The organism is Fortiea contorta PCC 7126 (assembly GCF_000332295.1).
Lineage (GTDB): Bacteria > Cyanobacteriota > Cyanobacteriia > Cyanobacteriales > Nostocaceae > Fortiea > Fortiea contorta.
Map to the genome: position 1 here is coordinate 3195789 of NZ_KB235930.1, position 25907 is coordinate 3221695.

Genomic DNA, 25907 nt, shown 5'->3' on the forward strand with positions numbered 1-25907 from the left:
TAGGTAAAATTACACAATTATACGCTAAATAACTGCACAAAAACTACTTGAATCGCTGTAAATATTTTAACTCTGTAAAGTTTGTCAGTAAATCTGGTTATTGGGTTGACACAGATTGTAACAGTAGTAAAATCTACTCTAACTAAACATAAATCAGGGCGATTAAGTTGGCTACGAGTGTGTAATAACACTGGTTATACATACCAATACTTGCATCTACCGGATAACACCATCCCGGGTTAGTATTATGACTTAGCGATGCCTGATTGGATATCGATATTGAATTGTTGAATTTTATGGACCACAGTCCACAAGACGGTAGTATCAACCTCCTCTGACCTGGCGAGATAGTCTCCCAGGGCAGGGGAGACTATAGGAGGTATTATGCTCATACAGGATGTTCGTAATTCTGACCTCAATCAGCTCAAATGGGATTTAAATCATCTACAACCTGTTGATGCTGGGGACTACATTACACAATTACCCAAAAAACAACGGGCGATCGCTTTTCGTCTGCTCAACAAAGCTCAAGCAATAGATGTCTTTGAATATCTACCTACAGAAGTACAAGAAGAACTAATCAATTCCCTACATGATGTTCAAGTTGTACAGCTTGTGGAGGCCATGAGTCCTGACGAACGCGCCGAATTATTTGATGAACTACCCGCAGGGGTAATCAAACGGCTATTACAAGAATTGAGTCCCGAACAAAGACAAGCCACAGCGACCATTCTCGGTTACACCGAAGGTACCGCTGGACGCGTGATGACGACCGAATATGTGCGGTTACGGGAAGGATTGACTGTAGGTGAAGCCTTGAGCAAAATCCGCCGTCAGGATGAAGACAAAGAAACGATTTATTATGCTTATGTAACAGACGATAATCGCACCTTGGTGAGTGTGGTTTCTCTGCGACAATTGTTATTCACTTTCCCGGAAGTTTTAATTAGAGACATAGCAAGCGATCGCGTCATTAAGGTGAAGACGGAAACTCCCCAAGAAGAAGTCGCCCAAGTCATGAAGCGTTATGACCTAATCGCTATCCCGGTGGTAGACCGGGAAGATCGCTTAGTTGGGATTATCACAATTGATGATGTGATTGATATTTTGGAGGAAGAAGCCACAGAAGATATCCAAAAACTGGCGGGTGTAAGTGGTGATGAAGCGGCTTTGTCTGCTCCCAGAGTGACGATTCGCAAGCGTTTACCTTGGCTATTAGGCATCATGGCGCTGTATATTGGTGCAGCTAGTGCGATCGCTCCTTTTCAACCAGTGATCGCTGCTGTGCCCGTTTTAGCAGTAATTATGCCGATTTTTTCTAATACTGGCGGTACCGTCGGGATTCAAGCTTTAACAGTGACAATTCGCGGTTTGGGTGTTGGTGAAGTCACCCCTAAAGATACTCTGAAAATTCTCCGCAAAGAACTTTGTGCTGGTTTAGGTACAGCCTTAGCTTTGTCCTTGACGATGATTATGCTGTCCTTGATTTGGGCTAAACCTCAAGAACGATGGGTAGCTTTAATTGCGGGAATGGTAATGGCTACAAACACAGTTGTGGCTGTGACTTTGGGAACCTTGTTACCGATGGCGCTGAAACGACTCAAATTAGATCCGGCTTTAGTCAGCGGGCCTTTAGTGACGACAATGCTCGACACTATCGGGTTTTTGACCTTTTTAAGTCTGATTTCCCTAGCTTTGAACGTGTTTCATCTACCAGCGTGAGTTTCCTTGGGTAAGAATCAAATTTTACCCACAAACACTTACAATGAGATTATGAGATCGCGCCTTTGCAGAAATCAGACACGCAAAATTTTTTCAGGGTGTAAGTATCTTATCGCCGTTGGCAAGCAGAATGTGACAAATAGCTCACTGTAGAGACGTTGTAATTTAACGTCTCTACCTAAAGATGAATCATCTTTGTTAATTGAATTTGTATAATTTGTAGTTACGAATTCGCAATTACAAAATTTTTAGGGTCAACTACTTCTAACAACGCCGATAATTGGTGGCAAATTATCAGTAAAAGCTACGCTTTTGCTAGCTTCGTTAGTATACAGAAATTCATAATTTATATCTTTAAAAAATATGCCTGAGCAATAGTAATGCCAAGAGAAAATAAAAGCAAGTACGCCATCCTCGGTATATTAAGTTTTGGCCCTCAGTCTGGTTACGACATCAAAAAAAAGATTGAAACCAGTACCAGCAATTTTTGGAGTGAGAGTTATGGACAAATTTATCCTATTCTCAAACAATTTGTAGCCGAAGGGCTGGCGACTCAACTAATTAAGCCACAAATGGGTAAGCCAGACCGCCATGTCTATATGCTCACAGAAAAAGGTCTCAACGAATTGCAGCAGTGGTTGACAGAACCAGTAGAGCCACCAGTAGACAGAATCGAGATTTTATTAAAACTGTTTTTTGGGCAACAAATGAGCATAGCTGATAACATTCGCCATGTAGAACAATTCCAAAAACAGCAACAGCAATTGCTCCAAAAATATCAAACAATTCCCGAAGACATCAATATAAAGGAGATGGATAATTCAAATGTTAATTATTGGTTAATGACATCTAGCTATAAATTACATGTGACTCAAGCATTAATTACGTGGTGTGAAGAAACTTTAGCTAAACTCAACCAGATGGCAGAAAAGATATAAGTTTGTTATTTGATATGACAGGGAACAGGGAACACTTAACCTATATTGTCCCCGCGCCTAATGTCCATTTTGATAGAAGACAGATGGTATCATTGCCGAACATATGTAAATTAAAAAGCTGTAGAGAAGCATTTAACCGTGACTCTACGTAAAAAATTGATACTTGTTTATGCCTAGTACCACCTGGAATCGTCATCACATTCTTTCTCTGGCTGATTTTACCGTCGCTGAATATGACACTGTGTTGCAAACTGCGGCTAGTTTTCAGGAAGTGCTATCACGACGGACAAAAAAAGTCCCGACTTTACAAGGACAAGTGGTGGCGAATTTGTTTTTTGAACCATCTACCAGGACTCGCAGCAGTTTTGAAATTGCAGCCAAGCGCCTGAGTGCAGATACACTGAATTTTGCGGCGTCAACTTCTTCGATGACCAAAGGCGAGACAATTCTTGACACGGCTAAGACTTATTTGGCGATGGGAACTGATATCATGGTGATTCGCCATCGAGAAGCAGGTGTACCAAATGCGATCGCTCAGGAAATGGATCGTCTAGGTGTGCGCGTTAGTGTCCTCAATGCTGGCGATGGTCAACATGAGCATCCTTCCCAAGGATTGCTAGATTTATTTACCATTTGTACTCTCATCGAGCCGACAAATCCCCGCATCGAACTATTAAAAGGAAAAAAAATAGCGATCGTTGGGGATATTTTACATTCTCGTGTCGCGCGCTCTAATATTTGGAGTTTAGCTGCTAGCGGCGCTGAAGTCCATCTCGCAGCACCACCGACTTTGTTACCTAAATTATTTGCTGATTATTTCTCGGAACAAAAATCAGCAACATCCTCATCTCCAATTCCCCAAATATTTCTACATTGGCATTTAGAACCAGCTTTACGCGATGCTGATTTTGTCATGACTCTGCGCTTACAAAAAGAGCGGATGACAGCACATTTATTACCAAGTTTGCGAGAATATCATCAACTATTTGGAATTACACGCAGCAAACTCAAATTATCTAAATCTGATGTGAAAGTTTTGCATCCCGGCCCAGTTAACCGGGGTGTGGAAATTAGCTCGGATTTGATGGATGATCCAGAATTTAGCTTGATTCAATCACAAGTTACTAGCGGTGTGGCGGTGCGGATGGCGTTACTATATTTGATTGGTAGCGGTAAAACTTAATGATTTATAGCGGTTCCCAATCAGATGCAGTATAAAATTATCTCGTCGCGTGTAGGCGGGTGTACCTTATTAGCTTGGGAAACGCTATATAAAACGATATTTTAAAAATCACAAAAGCATATTTTTGCTGTTATGTCTTGGGTTAAACCAATTCGCAATTCGCAATTCGCAATTCGCAATTACGTTTTGTAATGGGGATTTAGACCCCACCACAAAACTTACGGATTTTAGAATCCGGGGACTTAAACCCACGAAATTTTGTTAAACCAATTCGCAATTCGCAATTCGCAATTCGCAATTACGTTTTGTAATGGGGATTTAGACCCCACCACAAAACTTACGGATTTTAGAATCCGGGGACTTAAACCCACGAAATTTTGTTAAACACCAGGAAAAATAAGTTCTTAGCCATAGACTACAAATGCTTCATTGTGGTAAATATAAGAGTAAAATACGCTTTTTAAATATTCTCTAAACGTCAAATATAAATATTACCAATTGTTGAGGATTAACAATGGAACCTATTTCTGTGATTCTTGCTGCTTTGGGTGCTGGTGCGATCGCTGCTACTAAAGAGACGGCTGGAACAGCAGTTAAAGATGCCTATCAGGGGTTGAAAAGCTTGATTAAGCAGAAGTTTGCTGATCAGGGTAAAGAAGATGATAGCAATATTGTAGACAAGCATGAGAAAAAGCTGGATTCAGAAGCAGTTAAAGCATTGCTCAAAGAAGAGTTAATTAGTTTAGGCGTTGACAAGGATGCAGAAATTATTAAGTTAGCGCAGGAATTACTCAAACAAGAAAAGCCGGAAGAATCAGCAACAGGCAAGTATAACACAGTATTTCAAGGAGAAGTGAAGGGCGCTCAAGTTGGCGATCGCAACACACAAACAAATACATTTAGCTAAAAGCCAAGCGAGTATCTAAATGACTGGAGATATTCCCCAAAACCATGCCGAGTTTCAAGCAGAAGTCAAGGGCGCTCAAGTTGGCGATCACAACGTTATCTACAACTATTTCTACTACAGAGAAGAGGTAAAACCTACATCTGTTGATGTTGCTGATGAATATCTCCCTTGTCCTTATCGCGGGTTGTTTCATTTTGGCCCCAATGATGCAGATGTTTTCTTTGGGCGGGAAATATTTATCGCAGAACTTTATAGTGCAACTCAAACCCATAATTTTATTCCGGTGCTAGGCGCATCAGGAAGCGGTAAATCTTCGGTGGTATTAGCGGGATTAGTTCCTAAATTACAAAAAGCAGGACATTGGCAATTTACTCATTTTCGTCCTGGTGCTGTACCATTTTATGCTTTAGCTGAGGCGCTTATTCCTCTTTATGCACCAGAGTTAGATCAAACTGACCAAATTGCTCAAACACGAAAACTAGCGGGCTACTTGTTTAATAGCACTGTTTCTCTAGCAGATGTTTTCAGAAAAATTCAGCAAAATCACCCTAATCATCGGCTGCTACTGATTGCTGACCAATTTGAAGAAATTTATACTCTCTGTAACAATCAGGAGATTCGCCGTAAGTTTCTCGATTGCTTATTAGCCAGTTTAGAAACTCCGACTTCTTTATCTTCATCGGCTACGGTGTTGGTAACAACGATGCGGGCAGATTTTTTGGGAAATGCTCTCTCCTATCGTCCCTTTGCTGATGTTTTGCAAAATGCGGATGTGAAGCTGGGGCCGATGAATCGGGAGGAACTAACACAAGTCATTGAAAAACCTGCTCAAAAATTAGGGGTGACATTTGCAGCCGGATTGACTGAGGATTTTTGAGAATTTTTAGTCATCTTTAGATTACTTTTACTATTAGACTCAGAATTCATTCTGAGGCGGGACATCGATTTCACGTTAAGTTGACACCAATGAACAGTAGTATCCTTTGTTGAACAGGGACAGATTGAAGGCTATATCTGTGCATCTTCATTTAGTGACCTCTACTATATTATTCGTAGAGATAAAAGCCGAAATTTAGCCATTGAGTTTTTAAGCAAAATTGTCGCTTTCTGCATTTAAATCTAGGCAAGATGCGATCGCATTTTGGGGAAAACATCAAAAGCGTTAGCGTAGCTTACCGTAGGTATCGCACCTTAAGCAAAAGTGCGACTGGTATACTGAGAACAACTTCTAGAAAAGGCGATCGCACTATCAACTATTCTGCTGCTGGTGCCAAGACCACACCTTCATATAATTGTGCGATCGCCAGGACTTGATCATGGGGATTAAAACTCTTCTTCTATCGATACATTTCTTTGTTTTATCTTCTCTGTAGCAGCTTCCGTCTTTACGTTTGAATGTTTCGCGCAGTCTGTAGCAGCTTCCGCCTTCACGTTTGAGTGTTTCGCGCAGTCTGTAGCAGCTTCTGCCTTTGCTGTAGCAGCTTCTGTCTTCACGTTTGAGTGTTTCGCGCACTCTGTAGCAGCTTCTGCCTTTGCTGTAGCAGCTTCCGCCTTCACATTTAAGTATTGGGGAAAAGCGCGATTGGTATACTAAGAACAAATTCTAGAAAGGGCGATCGCCATCATGACGACACGCGAACTCTTATTACAGGAACTAGCAAAAACTTCAGATGAACTCTTACTACCACTGCTGCAATTTTTGCAATTCCTCAAAACGCATCCTATTCAATCTGCTGAACTTGAACTTGACACCCTGGAAACCATCATTAGCCTTCAGCAGGGATTAGCTGAGTTTGATCGCGGTGAAGGACTTCCCGCTACCCAAGCGTTAGAAGAACTGCGTCATCGACTCCAGATTCCCCCTCGCCCATGAGTTATCAGGTTTTAATCCCGCACTTTGGAGAAAACATCAAGGGCGATCGCACTTTTATTCGTTGTATAACTATAATTTATAGACAGATAACCCGATATCGTCAGGTGAGTTGCGAATGCTAAACATTTCTCTGTCAGAGCAGGTTCAATCGTTTGTCGAGGAGCAAGCTAAAGCAGAAGGCTTTAACTCACCGCATGAGTATATCTATCAATTAATTTTGCGGGAACAGGCGCGGGTTGCCCAGCAAAAGCGAGTAGAGGCGCTGCTGCTGGAGGGATTGGACAGCGGAAAAGCAATCGTTGCAACCGATGATTGGTGGGAACAGAAGCGCACTCAGCTAATTGAACAATTTCAGCAGTCAGATGCATGACAAAACGCATCATCATCACGCCCAAGGCAAGCCAAGATTTAGATAACCATTTTACCTACATTGCAGAAAATAATCTTGAAGCTGCCTTGCATTTCTTCGACTCGGCTCGTATGACTATAGCCCAACTTGCCACAATGTCAGGAGTGGGTAGTAGCTATCCCGTTAACAATCCTCGTTTACAGGAATTACGAAAGTGGGCTGTGAAGCATTACAGGAAGTACCTGATTTTTTACATTGTACGGGAGGATGCCATCGAGGTTGTGCGAATTTTATACGCAACACAAGATATCAGCAGCATTTTGGATGGTGAGGGATAAGGGGCGATCGCATTTTGGGAAAACTTCAGGGGCGATCGCTACTCAAAGATTCCAACCAAACATCTAAATCTGCCATGCTGGTAAAATCAAGCAACGCTTCCCCCAGATTTTCCAATTGTTCTAAAGGGAGACATTCAACTTGCGATCGCACGTCTTGAGGCAATTCTCCTACTCTCCGGGATAATAGACGTAAAATGAGGGATTTTTCTCTTTGTTCTCCCTCTGCCATAATTTCCCGATAAACCCGTGTTTCTTGGAGTGTAATTCCTAACATTTCCTCTACCTCCCTTTGGCTTTTACCTTCAAATTTGTACACCATGATCGTGGTTAATAAATCTATGATGGCACGATTTCCTGCTTGAGGTATGTCCTGCTGACTCCTTGCTAGCAAATATTTTGCTTCTTCGATAGAGCGTTCTGTTTCCAGAGTAGTCAGCACCATCAACGCCACCCATAGGGGTAAAGAGCGAATATCTCCCAACTCATCTAAATATATTCGACTTACCTGGGGGCTATTAAGTTGACTCAGATAAGGATTAATATCAGTTTGTTCTAAACTCCGGGATGGGTAAATGATCACTATTTGTAAATTACTAAACCTGTCACGGTTGCGGTAGAAATATAAATAGGATTCGGCAAATACTCTTTCATAAAGCCTTTCATCTTTCTGAAACTGCACCTCGCAGAAATACACTACACCCGGACTTTCGCTTGGTGGTGGTAGGAATACTCCGTCAATTTCAAATTTCGGCTCTTTGACTACTACACAATCAAACTTATATTCCTCTGCATTTTCTGGCTGATTTGTCAATAGTTCAAATAACAAACTGGGGAATTGTTGAAACAGCTTATAAAATATCGAATCTCGACGCATGGAACATTTGTCTAAACTTTGGGAAGATATTACCAGCAAATGTGCGTTTTTGTCGTGATTCTTCTTTTGCGATCGCAATACGCGCAACTTCTAGAAATGGCGATCGCTCTCATTATATTATATTGTGGCTATACAAGAGTTATTAATTAAGTAGCGTTCACTTCCACAAAACAAACAGCAAAGGGAATAGGGAATAGTAATAATTTTGATTTGTTGTAGAGACGCAAATTTTGCATCTCTACAAAGTTTTAATTACTCGCCAGTAATTGACAATTCATTCACCCAAATTCTAGGAGCAACTCCTCCTGGTGTTAATTCCACTTCTTTTTCTACACAACTAATTGACTTGAGGAGTTCTAAGAAATCACCAGCAACTGTTGCTGATTCAATACTAGTTTTCACACCTTTGTTAATTAGCCACCCATCAAAGGGTAAAGAAAAAGAACCTTGTAAGGCTTTTACTCCTGCATGGAGAGCTTGTAAATCATCAATTAAAACTACATTTTCTGCAGTTTCTAAGCTGAATTCTTGCTCAGGTTCTGCGGCTCTAAAAACGTGATAAAAATTGGGACTGACGCTAACTTTAGCGCCAATACTAGCATTACCTGTGGGCTGGGCATTTAATCTTTTAGCTGTGCCTGCGCTGTGAAGAAAGCCTGTTAAAATGCCTTTTTCAATTAGCGGTATCTGACGAGTGGGTGTTCCTTCACCATCAAAGGTTTCTGCACCAATATTAGCAGGGTGCAGTGCGTCATCGTATACAGAAAGCAGAGGTGAAGCAATTTGTTTACCTAAATCTTCAGGCTGAGATAAACTTTGATGATCGAGAATGCTTTGAGCATTAAACAAATTAGAAAAAGCACCCAACAAACTTAAAAAAGCTTCAGCGGAGAAGACAACTTGATATTTACCAGACTTGATTTTTTCATAGTTCAAGTGGCTAATAGTTTTCTCGGCGGTTTCTTGGATGCAACCGTTGACATCTAGATTCTCTAAATTGCGGTTGATTCTCACCGCGCCAGCGCTGCGGGGTTTTTTACCTTCTTCTTCGGTTTTGCTATAAAGATAAACTGATGCTAATGAATGAGATTCGGTTCTCGCTGCACCATCACTGTTGAGATAAAATCTATCAATATCTCTTTGTGCTAAACCGTTGTAGGGGACACCTGTAATTGCTGGGTGAACTGATAGTAATTCTTTTTCAGCTACCAACAATTTGTCTATAAGTTCGGCTACGGGTGCTTGGGGTGGTTTATCGTGGGGTGTATTCGCAATAGGAATAGTCGCTTCGGGACTAAAATCAGGGACGTTTTCTTTAACACCAAAAAAGCTAGCTTCGTAAGCTGTTTTTAATGCTAATTCTAATCCTTTAGGGTCTACATCTGTGGTGCTGGTGACACCCATTGTATTTTCTTCATTCCAAACACGCACTGTCACACCAGAACGGTTAGAAGCTTTGACTTGTTTGGGCTCACCTTGGTCTACTTGGACGCTGGTTTCATCGACAGTTGAACCGTAAATGTCAAATTTTTTAATGCCAAGTTTATCAGCATTTTCCTTGGCATAGGTAGCGATTTCGTGGATATTAGGCATACTCAATTTTGGATTGTGAAATTTTTTATTCCCTAACTCTTCTATGAAGTTTCATAGAACCAATAAAGTAATTTTGTAGGGATTGATGTTCGTAGTAAGGACTTTAGTCCTTCATTACTTTTGCACTAAAGTGCTTACTACAAACCTATCAAAACTTTTAGCGTCCGCCGACGGTGATGGAATCAACTTTGATATGGGGTTGTCCAACTGTGGTGTAAATGCTGCCGCTAACTGAACCGCAAAAGCCGGGTGCAAGTTCTAAATCTTGGGAACACATGGAAATTTTGTTCATAATTTCCTTGGCTTCACCAATGAGAATTGCACCTTTTAATGGTTTAGTAATTTTGCCGTTTTCAATTAAATAAGCTTCATCTACACCGAAGTTAAATTGACCTGTGGCGCCGACGCTACCGCCACCCATTTTTTTACAATAAATGCCTTTATCAACGGAAGTAAATAAATCATCAACGCTGTATTCACCGGTATCAATATATGTATTCCGCATCCGGCTAGCAGCAGCGAAGGTATAGTTTTGGCGACGTCCGCTACCGGTTCTGGGATGTCCTGTGCGTACGGAACCTGTTCTGTCGGCGATAAAGTTTTTGAGCACGCCTTTTTCAATTAACAGGGTTCTTTGTGCCGGCATACCTTCGTCATCCATGTCAATTGTGCCGAAGGCGTTGTCAGCGCGCCCTTCATCCCAAGCTGTTAAGCTTTCGTGGGCGATTTTTTCGCCTTTTTTGTCAGCAAAGGGTGTGGTTTTGCGTTCAATTTGGGTGGTTTCTAATAGGTGTCCGCAAGCTTCGTGGAAAATCACGCCACCAAAGTGATTAGCCATGATAATCGGGTACGTGCCTGATTCTACGTAATCGGCGTAGAGCATTTTGCCGGCTGATTCGGCTATGTGTTCGGCGGCTTGTTGATAATCCCAAGTTCTTAAAAAGTTGGCGTCACTAGTGTTACCAGCGCGCTCACCAATGGAGGTGCGGTTAGCACCATCTGCACACAACAAGTTAAATCCTACTGATTGGGTGAGGCGAATGTCGCGCGCAAAGGTACCGTCACTGGCGGCGACTAGAACTTCTTGCCAATCTCGAAAGTAGGTGGCGCGGCGGGATTGCACATGACTGGCTTTTTTGTTTAACTGACCAGTACCATCTAAGAGAATTTCTCCCATTTCTCGGATAGAACTACACAAAGATAACCACCCGTCTTTTCCTCTTTTGGTGGCGTAGTCGCGTAATAATTCTAGGTTGATTTCTGGAATAAATGCGTTGGGTGCGGGTAGTTGTAATCCCAGGATGGAAAGGCCTTTTTCTAAAGCTGCTTTCAATCCAGAAAATGAAAGGTCATTGGTGCTGACGTAGCAGTCGGCTTTGTTGCGAAAGACTCTGACTCCTGCACCTGTGGCTAGGCTTGGTGAGATGCTGGTGATGGCGTCTTCTTCGGCTAGACAACTGATGTAGTTACGGCGCTCTAGGAAAAATTCAATAAAATCAGCGCCAGCGGCGCGTCCCAGTCCTAAGAGGGTAGCCATTGGGGCTTCCCATGTGTCATCAAATCGTTCTGAAGTAGAAGAATATTGTAAGGTAGGGAGTTGATTCGAGAGAAGTAAGGTACTTGTAAGCATGAATAGCCTCGTCTGCTGGCGTTATCAGAGATTTGACTGAAAAAATCCTGGTGTGTTCACTCTAACAAATTTTATATCTTGACCAGTAATTGCACGCCAGAACTGATTTTACGGATAACCTCACTCTCAATTAGGGGAAATGAGAAAGCAATATGTCTTTTTGCTTGCTGAATTTACTTAAATGAGTAAGCAAACCCCAGTTTGAGAAAGCAATATGTCTTTTTGCTTGCTGAATTTACTTAAATGAGAAAGCAAACTGAGTTTGGAGAAAGCAATATGTCTTTTTGCTTGCTGAATTTACTTAAATGAGAAAGCAATATGTCTTTTTGCTTAAAGATAATTTATATAGCGTTTTTCGGTCTAATGAGGTATACCCGTAGGGTGTGTTACGGCAGTGTCAGGATTTGAGTATGAGCGACAGTATATATTGCCGTAACGCACCATGATCAAGCGGTGCGTTAAAGCAACGCGTAACGCACCCTACTATTTAAGCTTTACTTTATAAATCATCTTTTATACTATTTCACTTTAATAATGATACAAACAGGTTGGTAGGGGCACGGCAGTGCCGTGCCCCTACGAGAAATCTATCTGTATTAATTTTTTTGTGAATTGGTATTATTTAGAGGTTTATGTAATCGGCGCGAAATTGATAGAGATTTTAATAATATTAAAAAGTAGATATTGTAAATGCAAAAATCAAACAAGAAAAATCTAGGGTAGATACGGTAATCAATGCATGAGAAGCAATAAAAGGTATTGTACGAACCTAAGAACAATGGGATTATAAAGTGCGATCGCCTATTCGCTTCATGAGTTAAATTTTGTCAATCTCGAAGCTAAAGCCGAAAATCCCACTAAGCAAGAACATAATCCCACTGTCCAACCTTGCTTAAATGTCAAGAGATTGACTGAGGCGGCGGCGGGAAAGTGACCGAGGGGAGGGGTTGCAGAAAAATTGAGGTCGGAGTAAAATAGCCATCTGTGATGTTGACGCCAGCCGATGCGATCGCCAAATTCACACCAAGTCTGATAATCAGCATCAGCATCACCACCAATACTTTCCCAAATGCTTTTTTGGATGCTAAAACCGCAGCGCCCGTGGCTATATTTGAGCCACAGTTGATCGATTATACCCAAGTCAACACTAGGAAAGTTGTTAATTGACTCGATATCCAACCAGCCTGCGTGAGTTCGCCCCGCTACTTTCAGCATTAAGGCGAGGGTTTGACGATCTGCTGCTTGCCATTTACCTGCAGCTAATAAGTCGCGGAGATTGGTATAATCTATATGCTGCTCAGAGTGCAAAAGCGCGATCGCCTTGACAGTTTGAGTTTCACTACATTCCACCCGTAACTGAGCAGTTTGTACCGCGTTTACCACCTTCGCACCCACACTTAATGCTGCTAATTCTAAATTTTCCTCAATTGTTGCAGGAACAGTATGTGTCTGCTGCTTTGCAAAATCAGATAAATTCGCATACTTGGGTATCAAAATTAAATGTGATTTAGGAGACTGAGCTATCTGCGGTGTTTGTGGCAAACACTTATAATGTTGAGTAAGTTCTGAGACGCGAAAATGCAGATATTGATGTAGTCGCTTCGCACTCGCGCATTGTCCCTGAATTCCTAAACCTTCTAACAACGCATAGGTAAACAATCCTGTTTGCAGTGCTTCAATTTCTGAAGAAAATTCTTGGGGACTACAAGACAAAATACTGATAATTCCCCGCTGATGTGCTAACTGTTGTGTTTTCTCTCCAATTCCTGCAACTTTTTGCTGGTGAAGTTGATGACCAGCATCTAAAATCAAAACTATATTCTCACAGCCACAACAACCCAGGCATTCAGTGAGATAGTTAATAGAAATTGCTGTGTTTTCCACATCATCAGGATTGCCATCAGCAGGCATGAGATAATCATCATCACCGTGTCTGATTCCATAACCGCTAAAGAAAAACCAAAAATTATCTTCCGCTTTCAAAGAAGAATTTTTTGATATCTCTTGCAAGCATCGCCGCAAGTTAACTTGAACAGGACGAGTCGATTTACCAGCAATCTCTGGAGAGTTATCTGAAAACAAGAAAACCCGCTCAAAACCAGCTTCATTGTAAAGCAATTTCTCGATTAATTGTGCATCCCGCTGGGCATACTTGAGGGGTTGCAATAAGTCATAGTCATTAATACCGATTACCAGTGCCCAGTTTTTTACCATGTCAGTGCTGTTGTTGCTGTTGTAACTTGAGTGTGATTCAGCTTACCTCAATTTTGAAAAAAAATCAGGGTGAAAAATGAGGGGTTAGGGATTAGAGGTTAGAGAAAGACATTTTTATTGAGCGTTGCTAAACCAAGGAATATCTCTCAAACTCTTACTCTCTGCGACTCCGCGTGAAATAAATTCACAGTCCCAATCAGCAACGCCATTATTTTTATACACAAATTCAGCCACGCCTAATTTTTTACAGAATTAAGAAGGCAGTTTATGTTGGCGTTCTACGTAATAGGAACCCAAGACTAAAACATCCATGTTAGTTCTTAAGAAGCACTGGATAGCTTCTGTGGGTGTCCGCACAATTGGTTCATTTTCATTGAGGGAAGTATTTAATAGTAGAGGAACGCCAGTGCGTTGAGCAAAAGTATTAATTAATTCCCAATAAAGAGGATTAGTAGAACGGTTGACAGTTTGTAAACGCCCGGTACCATCCACATGAGTGACAGCGGGAATTTGCGCTCTTTTTTCGGGACGCACTTTTAAAACTTGTTCCATAAATGGAACTTTGGTATGATTTTCAAAGTATTCGTCTACCCGTTCTTCTAAAATGCTAGGAGCAAAAGGGCGAAACTTTTCTCTAAATTTAATTTTCAGATTAATGATATCCCGCATATTCACACGCCGAGGATCAGCGAGTAAGGATCTATTACCTAAAGCCCTAGCGGCGAATTCCATTTTACCTTGGAACCAACCGATTACTTTCCCTGCACAAATGGCATCCACAACTTGATTTAGCAGTGCTTCCTTTTCTAAATGTAATGGTTGCAAATTGTGGGATTTTAATGCTAACAAATATTCATCTTCAGAAAACTCACAACCCCAATAAGCATGATTTAAAACAAATTGACGTGGTTGTTTAAGTATTTGCTGCCAAACGAAAAAAGCAGCCCCGATGCATGTACCATTGTCAGCAGCACCTACGGGAATGTAGATGTTTTTAAAAGGAGTTTTTTGAATAATTTTGCCGTTGGCGACGGAATTCATCGCTACACCACCAGCTAAACAAAGATTATCACAAGGATAGCGATCGCTCAATCGATTGAGTATATGAAAAATAATTTCTTCTGTGGCAGCTTGTAGCGAAGCAGCGATATTTTGATGTTTGATAGTAATCTCTGCGTTGGGTTCTCGTCCCGACCCCAATAATTTTTCTAACTGTTCACTGTGGAAAGGTTCCACCTTTGGTACTCCATCATCCCACTTCATGGCAATGCCTTGTTGATGATGGGTAAAATAATCTAAATTCAATTCAAAACTATCACCTTGAGGATAAATAATTTTGCGGAAAGCTTCGAGATATTCTGGCTTTCCATAAGGTGCTAATCCCATCACTTTGTATTCATCTCCATAAGCAGGAAAGCCAAGATAAAGAGTGATGGCATTATAAAGATAACCGATGGAATGGGGATAATGAGTACGAGAGAAATACTCTAAATGGTTATTTTTACCAGCAGCTGTGAGTGTGCTCACAAAATCTCCCATACCGTCAACAGATAAAATAGCGGCGTCTGCAAAAGGAGAAACAAAAAAGGCGCTAGCTAGATGAGTTGTATGATGTTCTAGGTTATGAATGATAGCGTGAATATCTGTAGATTCACAATCACAAACTGCTGCTAATTGCTGCTTAAAACTGAGAGATTTACCTTGTTTGCTGAATCTATCTAACAGAGAAGTTAGCGCTGGGCGCTGTTTCAATGTGAATAATAGTTTACGATTGAGGTTAGCTTTGGGGTTAAAAGATATCGCCACATGCTCTAAATCTTTCGCTTTAATTCCTGCGGATTCTAAACAATAACGGATAGATTCTGCCGGAAATCCAGCCCAATGTTTTATGCGATTAAATCTTTCTTCTTCCACCGCCGCAACTAATTGTCCATTTTGAATTAGACAAGCTGAAGCATCGCCGTGATAGGCGTTAATTCCTAGTATATACATGTGCTTAAATTTGCTTATTTAATCAATTTGATTTTTTATCCTGAGCAATAAATTCACTATGCATGACATTAATAGCCAGGAAAATTTCTGCTAAACTTCTTTGCAAAGCATAATACCAACCATGCCAACCATCGAGAATTCCACCTTTAATAATCAAGCAATAAATGAGGATTAAAAAGGGAGCTATAATTTTTGTTTTTCGCAGACGATCAACAAATTTGAGTTGAGAAACTGGAGTCGCTAGTAACTTTTTTGCTTCCAATTCTGAATATTTAATTTGTGAGCTAAACCAGCGATTTATCGCTTTGCGATCATCATGGTATACATAGCCAGATAGCATTGCTGACTTACCTTGAAGCTGTAAAAAATGAGCGTGTCCGTCATCAATGTAAATTGATTTATCTTTCTTAAAAAGAATCTGCCGGGGAGGAAGAATTGTACTACGCAGAGGTTTACCAAAGATACAATATTTAAATCTGGCAAAGTATCCATCTATTGGTGAATATTCAGGAATTTGATTAATTTCAGCAATCAATTCCTCTGAGACAATATAGTCGGCATCTAGCGACAGTACCCAATCAGAATTAATTTGTTGCAGACCATAATTGCATTGTATTGCAAAGGTGTCAAATTTGCGTTTAAATATTTCTACTTGAGGATAAGACGCAACAATTTCTAACGTTTCATCCGTACTATAACTGTCAATGACGACGATATGTTTTGCCCATGTGAGATGTTGGAGAGTGCGTTTAATATTGACAGCTTCGTTATAAGTGATAATGAGAGGAGTAATATTTTTCAGCATTTATGGTTTTCTCGCTTCTAAAATCGCCGTATGTGGGTATTCAATATCTGATTCATGTTCCAGTGAGAGTACTTGTGAATTAATACCTAATTCTGCAAGATTCGTTTCTTTGCTAGGTAAACAAAATTGGATATCTACAAATCCAGCTTTTTTAGCCAACTCAGATAAATAGCTTTCATCTAAGGCTGTTAAATGTTCTCCACCGCAGAAAATAAAATTCATCAACTTACCGCCAATACTGTCTCTAGTTTCCGGAAAGTTAGAAAACCAAGTATAATCTTTTTGCACAAATTTATGACAAGCATTTCCTAAATGAGGTACACCAATTCTGATTCCTCCTCTAGGAGCAAGAGCTTTAAACATTTCTGCAAACTTATTTGCTAAAAGTTTATCTGGTAAATGTTCAATAACATGGTGAGAATAAAATATATTAACTGATGCATCACGAAAAGGCAGAGGATGATGTAAGTCTGCCCATAAATCAATCTTGGATGTGATAAAATTAGCATCCAAATTTACCCAACCTGATAAATAATTTCCTTGTCCAGGCCCAAGATGAACTTTTAAGCCTGATGGAGGACATTTAAAAGTTTTATAAAACCACGCACTAGAGCGCATGGGGTATTTTAGCAGGGAGTAATAAGCTGATTTTAAGGAGCGGGTAATCATAAGATATTTGGAAAATTTATGAGTGTTTATCAACTGAATAATGATTGAATTAAAATAGTCTGAACAAGTGCGATTTACAACAGTAAAAAAAGACAAAAAAGACTGAATTTAGCTATGGTTTTCTCAACAATAAAAATCCCCAACTTATGCAGAAAGTAAGGGATTTATTTCATAACTATTTAAACTAAATCTATTTTTTATAGCCGCTAATATTTATTGCTGTTTTTCTTCGATTGCTTGCTGATAAAGTGCGAGGTATTGTTCAATCATTTTCGTGACATTAAATCTTTGCGAATTCATTATTCCTTTTGTTTTGAGTGTTTCTAACATTGGTAGGTGAGCAATAATTGTTGATGCTGCTTCTTTCGGTTTATCTGGTTCTAGATAAATTGCTGCTTCTCCTCCCACATCATTCATAGGAGGACGGTTGGATGTAAAAACAGGACAACCACAAGCTTGTGCTTCAATAATCGGCCAGCCAAACCCTTCATAAAAAGAAGGAAACAAGAAAAACGCTGCAGTGGAATACAGAGAATTTAAGCTTTCGTGATCAATGTTAACCAACTCTATTACTTGTTGATTCAGGTTATGCTTTTTGATAAATTGATGCATTTCATCAGTCATGGGCTTCCCAACCATAACTAGGTGAAATTTTGGCTGTTTTAACTGCAGTGTTAAATGATAAAAAATTGCGAGAACTCCCAAGCGATTTTTATACCAATGATTAGCACCTACATGAAGAATAAATTGATGATTTTGAGGAATCCCCAAACCCTGTAAATATTGCTGAGATTCTATCGCTCTTTTAGGGGTATAGGGATAGTTTAAGCCCATAAAAATCACGGTTACAGCAGACTCTGACAAAGAACTCAAACGGAAAATGTCACTTTTAGTTTGTTCAGAAACACAAGCGACTTTTTGCGCTTGGTTAAGTCCCTTCATAATCATCTGCTGTAACTTTTTACCAGTCCATCCTGGACGATGTTCTGGAAACTCTCCTAAACCAGCGCGAATTGGTAATAAATCATGACATGTGACAACATGGGGTATATTCTGCAAGTATTTTGTATAAACTGCATTGCCATGATCGCATATATGCACAACATCAGCCCAAGATAATGCTGGACGTAGTTGTGCGGGAAACAACCAAAATTTATCAAGATAACCTAACCATTTCAGCAAAAATTTAGGGGCAAAAGGAAGCTTACCAAGCCTGATATTTGGGCGAATAACACACACTTGATGCCCATTTTGCGTCAGGTGTTTCTCCAGCATAGCCAAAAATATATCCATACTGGTTATTGCATCTGGCTGGTAATTACCTAACAACAATATATTCATTTTTTAGGATCAATGCTAGATTTTGATTTCCAATTCCATAAAAACCTTTTAACATTAATTATTGATTCAGCAGGGATGATATTTCTAGCTATACTTTTGCTAAGTACTTCTACAGTTTGGGGCAATAATTGCTTTTGTAAAGCTAAGATATCTTGAAGCGTCATTGTAGAGACTGAAGTGTTAGGAAAAGCTGGATAACTCCTCTTAAATCCAAATCCTAAATAATCCATTACTTCTGGAGTGAGATTATCGAGATATTCAGTATTCACTAAATTTTTTTCTCCGTGTCCAACATATTCACTACCAACTTGATCAACTTGAAAAAGCAAGGTAGTTCTGTTGTGATTATTATCTTGAAATGGTTCTGCTCTGTGGATTCCGTGAATATCACATAAGATGATACTACCTTTGGGCATGGGGAAAGTTAGGATATCTTTTTTGAATTTACTCTCGACATAACTATCACTAAGATAAACTTCATGGTCATATTTATAAGACCATTTGTGCGAGTCAGCTATATACTGAAAAGCGTTTTTGGTAACATCTGATAAGTAGAAAAGAAATAGTAAACCTGGCATATTATGCTTGCTAGATAATTGTTTACCATTTTGTAAATTATTATCTGTATGCCAAGGCATATGTGAGCTTTTAGAGGTTTGATAAATTCTATGGTTAGTTATTTTATAACTATCATTAAAATACCCCTTACAAATTTCCAAAATTTTATTAGATGTGATGATGTCATAAGCTTTTTTTGAGCTAGCTAGACAATGAGTTAAAAATTTTATCTGTTGAGCTATGACTACACCAACATCATTTTTATTTAACAAGATTTGCTCAAAGTTTATTTCTTCTAGCAACTCATCGATATATTGTTCGTTCAATGCGCTCTCAAAAGCGAAATATCCTTGAGTTTTTAGGCTATTAACTATTTGGTTTGTATCGAAATTGCTGAAATCTGTGTTGAACATTGATTACTTTTCCCTCTTAATTTAGCTTCATCCATAACAAATTGCTGTAGTGCGGTGCATTGAAAACACTGTACACTACTCGAAATCTGAAAACATTTTGGTAGAAGACATTTCTCTAGGAAGCTAACGTGTAAGCATTACACGCACTATTCTTTCTTTACAACCCTGAATAGCGAACTTGAAGTCGCTTACATCCTGAAATTTCCCAAACTACTGATGCCGTTGTTGGCTAAAAATACACACCCTCACTGGCAAGTATATCATGCTTAACTCTGTTTAATTAGTCGATAAAACCACTTTTTCGGCTGAAAATGCTCAAAAAAACTAAGATTTTAGATGTTTAGGCTTTTTCATAGGTTGTCATAAAAGTTCTTAAACATGTTGACTACAGGTGCGATTATAATGTGCTACATTAGTGTTTGCCTAGATATCAAAGCAAAATATTTTCTTTTATCAAAGCAAAATAACAGTTATTTAATAATTTATTAGTAGCGTTTAATTTCACAAACTAAGATGAATATGAAAAATGTTATCTTAGGACATAAATATTTTTTTCAGAGATAAAACATCTTGTCTATTTCTTTATAAAAATCTGAATAATTATGTGGTTTTAACCTAAATTAAAGAGAAAAATATCCTCTATTAATAGAAAAATTTCTATTGTTATTTGTGGTTTTATTTTCTCTAGTTTTCTGTTATTCATATCGCAGTATTTTTTAGTCGTAATCAAAATATGACTGGGGTATAAAACTTTGTCTTTGGCTGGCTTTGGATAGATATACTCGGTTAACAATCTTAATTAAGATTATTGATGTAACTGTACTACCTACAACTTCAACGAAGGAACCACCTGGATTAATCATTGCTATTCCTGGGATGAACCAGGAAGCAAATCCTACCCAATTACCGTTAACCAATTTGTATGCAGATATAATGTCAATGATTCGGATTATAGTCCCAAGAACTAAGAATCCCAAGATTACTCCTGATGAACCAAAGTTGAGATATAACTCTAAAACTGAGCCAACACCGACACTCGTTCCTAAAGCAAACTTAATACCCGTGTAGCGACTAACCAAATCGCCACTACCCGCAGTAACTGGCTTATCTAGCCATAGAATACGAGGAACTATTGCTATTGCTGCTTGTTCTAGAGTTTCGCCGTGAGCATAATCAACCATACCATCGGAGATATACCTAGCTGCTTTTCCTACTAAGCCATTTTGGTTCATTCGCAAATCAATTAGTTGCAAATGCTTTTGATTGAAGGGATCAAATATCTCGAAGTTTGTAGCTGTTTGCTGTAACTGTTCAACTCTGGTTTGAGCACTTTTTTCACCCCAAACTGTAGCACGAATTTCGTGGCGATCGCGCAGATAATTAACAAAAGTAGAAAAACCTAATAAAACAACTAATAACCCAATTAATATTATTTGCCATCGGGGACGATAAAAAGTAAACGTAAAGACCAAGACAACTACAGTTCCAGTCGCACCAAAACCGAAAAACCCTGCAGTTAATGTAGTAAAAAATGGTAAAGAACAGGCGATTATTAATGCTACTAAAAAAGCCAATTTATTGTCCATGAACCAAGCTTTCCAGCAAGCTAGACACAAACCTACAAGTAAGTAAAAAATACCTAAGTTACCTAGAGCTGCAAAGCTAGGTAATTGGGAGAGAATTGGTGATAAAACAAAGACGAAAATTAGCCCTAAAAAAATGTAAATTTTATCAAGTTTTACGTTAGGCTGGCGAGGAAGTTCATATAGCCAGTTAGGCTGAAAAATATTCAGAATTATTGGCGCTAGAATAGTAGTACCAAATCCAAATCCCATAACACCATAAACACTCTGCTGAAAACCTACAATTACATCAGTTGGTGTGATGAAATTAAACGGTGGTTTGTACCAAGGTAAAGCATAAATCATACCTCCAAACCAATGAATAATAGATAAATTGAGTAAAAAAAGTAGTGGTAAACCTACACTAGGAAATTTTTTGCTCCATTGATTGCCAATTACTAAACATATCACAACCACCCAAATAAATAGCCAAAAAATTAACCATTGTTGCTCTAAATTTAGCATAATCTAGTATTTTTTAGATTGTTTTTAGTAATTTATAAAGTAATTTAATTTGTTTTTGATAGAGGATTTCTCCTATTTCTTTATCATTTTCTTTAGCAAGCACAAATTTATAAGCTTTGTCGCCTAACTGAGAAGTTATTCCCCTATTTTTATATAAAAATTCTATTTTTTCGGCAATTTGATCACTATTAAATGGCTCGATTATAAAACTAAATTCTTGATTGACAATTAAGTCTTTAGCTCCAACATTTTCGGTGATAATTACGGGTAAGGAGTTAGCCATTGCTTCTATCACCGCCATTCCAAAACCTTCATCAACTGAAGGTAGGCAAAAAACATCACATTGCTGATAAAATTCATTAATGTTATTAAAGTAATGCGAAAAAATTTCCACATTATTGAGAGTATTGAGATATTCGCAAATAATGGGAGATTGTTTAAGTTCATGTTCTGATGCTCTCAGTAAGAGCTTGGCATTAGGTAGGTTTAGCTTTTTCCATGCTGCTAATAAATAAATAAACCCTTTTCTTAATAATGATCCACCAAGCATACCCACCACAAAATCATTTTTTTCTTGTCTTGTTTTTGCTGGTGGTAAAGATATTTTGTGGTCTAGTTCAGCAATAAAAATTTTATTGGCATGATAGCTGTGCTTTATAAATGAATTATATGTATATTTTGAAGGCACAACAATAAAATCAGCAAGCTCATATTCAGCAGTGCTTCTATTAATCCAAGATTGACTTTTAGGAATGTATTTAATTTTTAATTTTTCAGCTTCTTGTTCAAGAATATTCTCTTGAAATAAAATGTGTGGACAAGAGCGTTCTAAAACAAATTTACTACCAGCTAATTTAGCTTTTTGAGCGGATTTTAATGAATAACCAGCCCAGCCATATAAAACATCACATCGTTTCATTAAGAGTGATGCTAAATTATCAAATAATATGGCTTCCTGTTCAGAGAATTTGCTTAAATTAATTTTAGTCAGGCGCTGGATAATTGCAGCGATTAGAGGGACAAAATTTATTTGGTAGTTTTTAGCATCTATGCCAAATTTATTTCTAGTTGCTGATGTGTAGATGGTGAAATTTTCTCCTAGGGACATCAAAGTTTTGGCCAGTAAAGGTGCATGAAATGAGCCGCCGACCAGAATATTAGTTTGCATAATTATGTTAAAAAATGAGTTAAATTAAGTTACAAACAACTACTTATTTTAGTTTCCTGTTAAAGACAATATTGTTTCTAGACGATGTTTATAAGTGTGTCGATTTTGGGTAATCAATGCATGAGCATTATCTGCTAGCCGTTGACGTTCAGCGTCGTGATTGAGTAACCATTGAGCTTTTTTTACCATCTCAGGAATTGTATTGAAATAAACGACTGCTTTTCCTTCTTCTCCAAAAATTTCTCGATGTTCTTGGGTATCTTCAGTGAGCATACAGGTTCCTATTGCGGGAACTTCAAAAGTTCGCATACAGTTTCCATCTCTATTAGCTTTGCGAACCAAACAAAGAGCAATTTTTGCAGAAGCGATCGCCTGACGTAATGTGGGAATATCAGCTAACCCGCGAGTATATGCTTTTGTTTGCGGATATTTTTCCCAATAACCACCATAGAGGTTGACGTTGATTTTTGACTCAATCAGCGCTGAGATATATTTAATGCGATCGCTATCAGCACCACCAGCAAATACCACATCGCAAGTATAATGTTTTTGTGCTGTTGAATTTAGGGAATTTTCGGAGTAAAAAAACTCAGGATCAAACCCAAAAGGTAAATAATGAACACTCGCACATCCTGCTTTTAAAAGCTGATGAATATTGGCACTCCGGGGAGAAAAAATCATATCATAATTAGGCAATGCTTGTAAAAACCAAGCAGCATAATGGGCTGTATTCCAAGGGTCATCTGTGAGGAAATTAATTTTTTTAATGCCCATATTTCCTATCTGCTGTAATGCTTGTTTGTTAATAGGAGCAATACCAGTAGTCAAAAGTAAATTCGGTTGAATAACTAAACATTTCTCCACAACTTGTTGACTAAAGGCTTGCAATTTTGATGGATATTTTCCTCGTAAATACCAATTAATTCTTTGCAGCCACATCGGCGCGCTATAGGCTGCTTCACTCACTAAAAAGCTAGGATTTAAATCCAGAGTTTGAGCAGCTTTTAAAAAAGCGCTTCCTATATGTGTTCCATGAAACAAGCCCACAATTAAAAGTTTCATGCTATGACTTCAGTATAAGCTTTGGCAATACCTTCTGCAGCCTTAACCACAGAATAAGCACTCACTTGTTGGCGACACTGTAAGCGAATATCATATCTGTGAATCAATGATAACGATCGCTCAATAGCTTCAGATAAACTTAAAGCCGAATCTGTCTCGAAAATATCTCCAGTCACACCAGGATTCACCAAATCAGGCGCACAACCAACAGCCTGAGATACAATCGCAGGTAAACCGTGATGTAACGCTTCATTAACAACCAAACCCCAAGTTTCAGAATATTGACTTGGTAATATCAATAAATCAGCCGTATGGTAATAGCGACTAAGTTGAGTTTGGTTTTGAAACCCTAAAAAATGAGTTGTTACTGTTGGTGAACTTCGGGAAAAATTTTCTAAACCTGTTTTTAACTCTCCGTCTCCTAAAAAAAGAACTGCTATTTGAGTGCGAATTTCTGGAGATAATAGTTTAACTGCTTGCAAAAGTAAATCTGGTCTTTTTCTACTACTAAGTTTGCCAGAAAAAAGCAAGACAATTTGCTTTTCAGAAATGCCTAAATTTTGACGTGTTTCTTGACGCAGATATGAGCGAGCCACCTCATTGCAGTGAAAAGGACTCGTACTAATGCAATAAGGGGAAAAAATTAGTTGCTGATCTAAACATCCTAGGCGTTGAAAATGAGCTTTGGAGTGTTGACCAATATAAAGTAACTTAGCGCATCTGCGGTAAGTCCAACTGAGAATTGAATCTCGTAGCTTCGCCTTGATTAAACTTCGCTTTCTTGCATGGTCAGTGGTTTCTCCGCGAAAAATAATAGGATATTTATCTCTGCAAGCATGATAAAAAGCTGCTCGATAAAGACGATGATTATAACCTGTTATCAACAAAGCTTGTGGTTTGGTTTTTTGCAATGCTGTTGTCAATCCTTGCTCATAAATTGTCTCTAGAGATTGCATTCCGCCATTTTTTACTTGAGATAAAAAATGTGATGAATATCCCGACAGCAGGTCAATATCCCAAGCAAATTTTGTGCCAAATTCTTGGTCTTGATACCCCACAACACTAAAATCTGAACCATAAATGACCGTTAGCGGAATATTAAATTGACTGCTGAGAATTTGATATACAGGTGCCCGATATTGAATTGGATGTGTTTCAATAACTGTCAGCATGATGTTTGTAAGTATTTGTGAGATAAATTCACTAATTAAAATTCCTCGCCCACAAGAGAACAAAGAATTTGATAATTGATCAGATTTATTTTTTTTTGCTTAAGTTACTTTTCCCAATATTTGTTCAACAAAAAGATCTGCTATTCGAGACCAAATGCGATAGCCATTGGTAGCTTTTACTTGCTCTTTTTGTAACCACTGATAGTTTTGTTTGCGGAATTTTTCTACATCGCACTTCTCAGCCGCAGCCAGGGTCGCAGAGACATCAAAATTAAAATCTGCTGGATCAATCCATCTGGCTCCTGGCAAAATTGTATTCTTCACCGTTGTGTGAGCATGATATATAGGTACACATCCGGCTCGCACTGCGTTAACGAATTTTTCTGTAAAATAGTATGGCAAAGATGAGTTTTCAAAACAAACTACTCTTTGATAGTGTGCGAGCAAATTTACTTGTTCAGAAAAGCGCCAATCGCTTTTAATTTGACCACAATAATTCGATGGTTGACAAGGTTTAGACCATGGCCAACGCCGAAAGTTTTTCCATGAATTAATATCGCCAAATAATTCAACATTGGGATGAAGAATGAATGCGTTACGAAGTCTGGCGCCAGAGCGAAACCACCATAATCGCCCACCAAAATTTGTAACAACCGCGATCGCAGAGTTTTTGCGCTCGCACGGTGCGGACAGCGTGGCTTCACCGTAGTGTGTTGGTGAAGGTAATCGAAACTTTGGATTAGGGTTTGAGTGATGCAAAAATTCATGCTCACCGAGATTCCGTAAAGCTGTTTTAAATAATGGAGTGCGGAACATGCTGTGTGAAAGTGGTTCATCTAAATACCATGCGCGTGAACCGCGATAGCACAAGAATTCACGAGTAATCGTACCCCAAGCCAATAAGCCATCGCTATCTTTTAAAGGAATCGCCGGATCAAATTCAATGCGTGGATCACTCCAATTTGTCGGTTTAGGTGCTCCAAGAAGATGGATTTTGAGCATTAACTTTTTTTAATTGT

23 protein-coding genes are annotated in these 25907 nt (G+C 38.9%); 9 read left to right on the forward strand and 14 right to left on the reverse strand.

The window, feature by feature from the left end:
• The first annotated feature begins 384 nt into the window (after window positions 1-384).
• The 9 genes from mgtE to MIC7126_RS0114780 all read left to right on the forward strand — a co-directional run bounded on the left by mgtE (window position 385) and on the right by MIC7126_RS0114780 (window position 7310).
• The gene (gene mgtE, locus MIC7126_RS0114740) at window positions 385-1722 is read left to right on the forward strand and encodes a magnesium transporter (RefSeq protein ID WP_017653924.1); all 1338 of its coding nucleotides are present in this window, start codon (window positions 385-387) and stop codon (window positions 1720-1722) included.
• A gap of 380 nt (window positions 1723-2102) precedes the next feature.
• Window positions 2103-2660 (forward strand): PadR family transcriptional regulator, encoded by a 558-nt coding sequence (locus MIC7126_RS0114745; protein WP_017653925.1) that lies wholly within the window; start codon window positions 2103-2105, stop codon window positions 2658-2660.
• Window positions 2661-2829: 169 nt separating this feature from the next.
• A complete protein-coding gene (locus MIC7126_RS0114750) occupies window positions 2830-3843 on the forward strand; it encodes an aspartate carbamoyltransferase catalytic subunit (RefSeq protein WP_017653926.1) in 1014 nt (337 codons plus the stop codon).
• Window positions 3844-4357: 514 nt separating this feature from the next.
• On the forward strand, window positions 4358-4750 hold the full coding sequence (locus tag MIC7126_RS0114755) for a hypothetical protein (RefSeq protein WP_017653927.1): 393 nt from the start codon (window positions 4358-4360) through the stop codon (window positions 4748-4750).
• Window positions 4751-4769: 19 nt separating this feature from the next.
• A complete protein-coding gene (locus MIC7126_RS0114760) occupies window positions 4770-5627 on the forward strand; it encodes an nSTAND1 domain-containing NTPase (protein WP_017653928.1) in 858 nt (285 codons plus the stop codon).
• Window positions 5628-5878: 251 nt separating this feature from the next.
• The gene (locus MIC7126_RS30485; protein WP_154655898.1) at window positions 5879-6064 is read left to right on the forward strand and encodes a hypothetical protein; all 186 of its coding nucleotides are present in this window, start codon (window positions 5879-5881) and stop codon (window positions 6062-6064) included.
• Between the two features lie 310 nt (window positions 6065-6374).
• Window positions 6375-6623 carry a hypothetical protein gene (locus MIC7126_RS0114770; protein WP_017653930.1) on the forward strand — a complete coding sequence of 83 codons (249 nt, stop codon included), beginning with the start codon at window positions 6375-6377 and terminating at the stop codon, window positions 6621-6623.
• Window positions 6624-6738: 115 nt separating this feature from the next.
• A complete protein-coding gene (locus MIC7126_RS0114775; protein ID WP_017653931.1) occupies window positions 6739-6993 on the forward strand; it encodes a ribbon-helix-helix domain-containing protein in 255 nt (84 codons plus the stop codon).
• Window positions 6990-7310 (forward strand): type II toxin-antitoxin system RelE/ParE family toxin, encoded by a 321-nt coding sequence (locus MIC7126_RS0114780; RefSeq protein WP_017653932.1) that lies wholly within the window; start codon window positions 6990-6992, stop codon window positions 7308-7310. Before MIC7126_RS0114775 ends, MIC7126_RS0114780 begins: the two co-directional genes overlap by 4 nt.
• 25 nt (window positions 7311-7335) lie before the next feature.
• On the opposite strand, the gene MIC7126_RS0114785 is transcribed toward MIC7126_RS0114780, so the two are convergent.
• The 14 genes from MIC7126_RS0114785 to MIC7126_RS0114850 all read right to left on the reverse strand — a co-directional run bounded on the left by MIC7126_RS0114785 (window position 7336) and on the right by MIC7126_RS0114850 (window position 25890).
• The gene (locus tag MIC7126_RS0114785; protein ID WP_017653933.1) at window positions 7336-8184 is read right to left on the reverse strand and encodes a DUF2887 domain-containing protein; all 849 of its coding nucleotides are present in this window, start codon (window positions 8182-8184) and stop codon (window positions 7336-7338) included.
• A gap of 252 nt (window positions 8185-8436) precedes the next feature.
• Window positions 8437-9777, reverse strand: coding sequence for a TldD/PmbA family protein (locus MIC7126_RS0114790; RefSeq protein WP_017653934.1), 1341 nt, complete (start codon window positions 9775-9777; stop codon window positions 8437-8439).
• Window positions 9778-9934: 157 nt separating this feature from the next.
• Window positions 9935-11407, reverse strand: coding sequence for a TldD/PmbA family protein (locus tag MIC7126_RS0114795; RefSeq protein ID WP_026100276.1), 1473 nt, complete (start codon window positions 11405-11407; stop codon window positions 9935-9937).
• An 810-nt stretch (window positions 11408-12217) separates the two neighbouring features.
• Window positions 12218-13621 (reverse strand): GUN4 domain-containing protein, encoded by a 1404-nt coding sequence (locus tag MIC7126_RS0114800; protein ID WP_017653936.1) that lies wholly within the window; start codon window positions 13619-13621, stop codon window positions 12218-12220.
• 252 nt (window positions 13622-13873) lie between these two features.
• The gene (locus tag MIC7126_RS0114805) at window positions 13874-15613 is read right to left on the reverse strand and encodes a carbamoyltransferase family protein (RefSeq protein ID WP_017653937.1); all 1740 of its coding nucleotides are present in this window, start codon (window positions 15611-15613) and stop codon (window positions 13874-13876) included.
• 22 nt (window positions 15614-15635) lie between these two features.
• Window positions 15636-16418 (reverse strand): glycosyltransferase family 2 protein, encoded by a 783-nt coding sequence (locus tag MIC7126_RS0114810; protein WP_017653938.1) that lies wholly within the window; start codon window positions 16416-16418, stop codon window positions 15636-15638.
• Complete coding sequence (locus MIC7126_RS0114815; protein ID WP_017653939.1) at window positions 16419-17087, reverse strand: class I SAM-dependent methyltransferase; 669 nt, start codon at window positions 17085-17087, stop codon at window positions 16419-16421.
• Window positions 17088-17300: 213 nt separating this feature from the next.
• Window positions 17301-18428 (reverse strand): glycosyltransferase family 4 protein, encoded by a 1128-nt coding sequence (locus MIC7126_RS0114820; protein WP_017653940.1) that lies wholly within the window; start codon window positions 18426-18428, stop codon window positions 17301-17303.
• On the reverse strand, window positions 18425-19399 hold the full coding sequence (locus tag MIC7126_RS0114825) for a phytanoyl-CoA dioxygenase family protein (RefSeq protein ID WP_017653941.1): 975 nt from the start codon (window positions 19397-19399) through the stop codon (window positions 18425-18427). Before MIC7126_RS0114825 ends, MIC7126_RS0114820 begins: the two co-directional genes overlap by 4 nt.
• Window positions 19400-20115: 716 nt before the next feature.
• Window positions 20116-21486 carry a hypothetical protein gene (locus MIC7126_RS0114830; RefSeq protein ID WP_017653942.1) on the reverse strand — a complete coding sequence of 457 codons (1371 nt, stop codon included), beginning with the start codon at window positions 21484-21486 and terminating at the stop codon, window positions 20116-20118.
• 13 nt (window positions 21487-21499) lie between these two features.
• A complete protein-coding gene (locus MIC7126_RS0114835) occupies window positions 21500-22654 on the reverse strand; it encodes a glycosyltransferase family 4 protein (protein ID WP_017653943.1) in 1155 nt (384 codons plus the stop codon).
• A gap of 48 nt (window positions 22655-22702) precedes the next feature.
• Window positions 22703-23716: a CgeB family protein gene (locus MIC7126_RS0114840; protein WP_017653944.1), complete on the reverse strand. Its 1014-nt coding sequence runs from the start codon at window positions 23714-23716 to the stop codon at window positions 22703-22705.
• Window positions 23713-24888 (reverse strand): glycosyltransferase family 4 protein, encoded by a 1176-nt coding sequence (locus tag MIC7126_RS0114845; protein WP_017653945.1) that lies wholly within the window; start codon window positions 24886-24888, stop codon window positions 23713-23715. Before MIC7126_RS0114845 ends, MIC7126_RS0114840 begins: the two co-directional genes overlap by 4 nt.
• 99 nt (window positions 24889-24987) lie before the next feature.
• Window positions 24988-25890, reverse strand: coding sequence for a glycosyltransferase family 10 domain-containing protein (locus tag MIC7126_RS0114850; RefSeq protein WP_017653946.1), 903 nt, complete (start codon window positions 25888-25890; stop codon window positions 24988-24990).
• Window positions 25891-25907 lie beyond the last annotated feature (17 nt).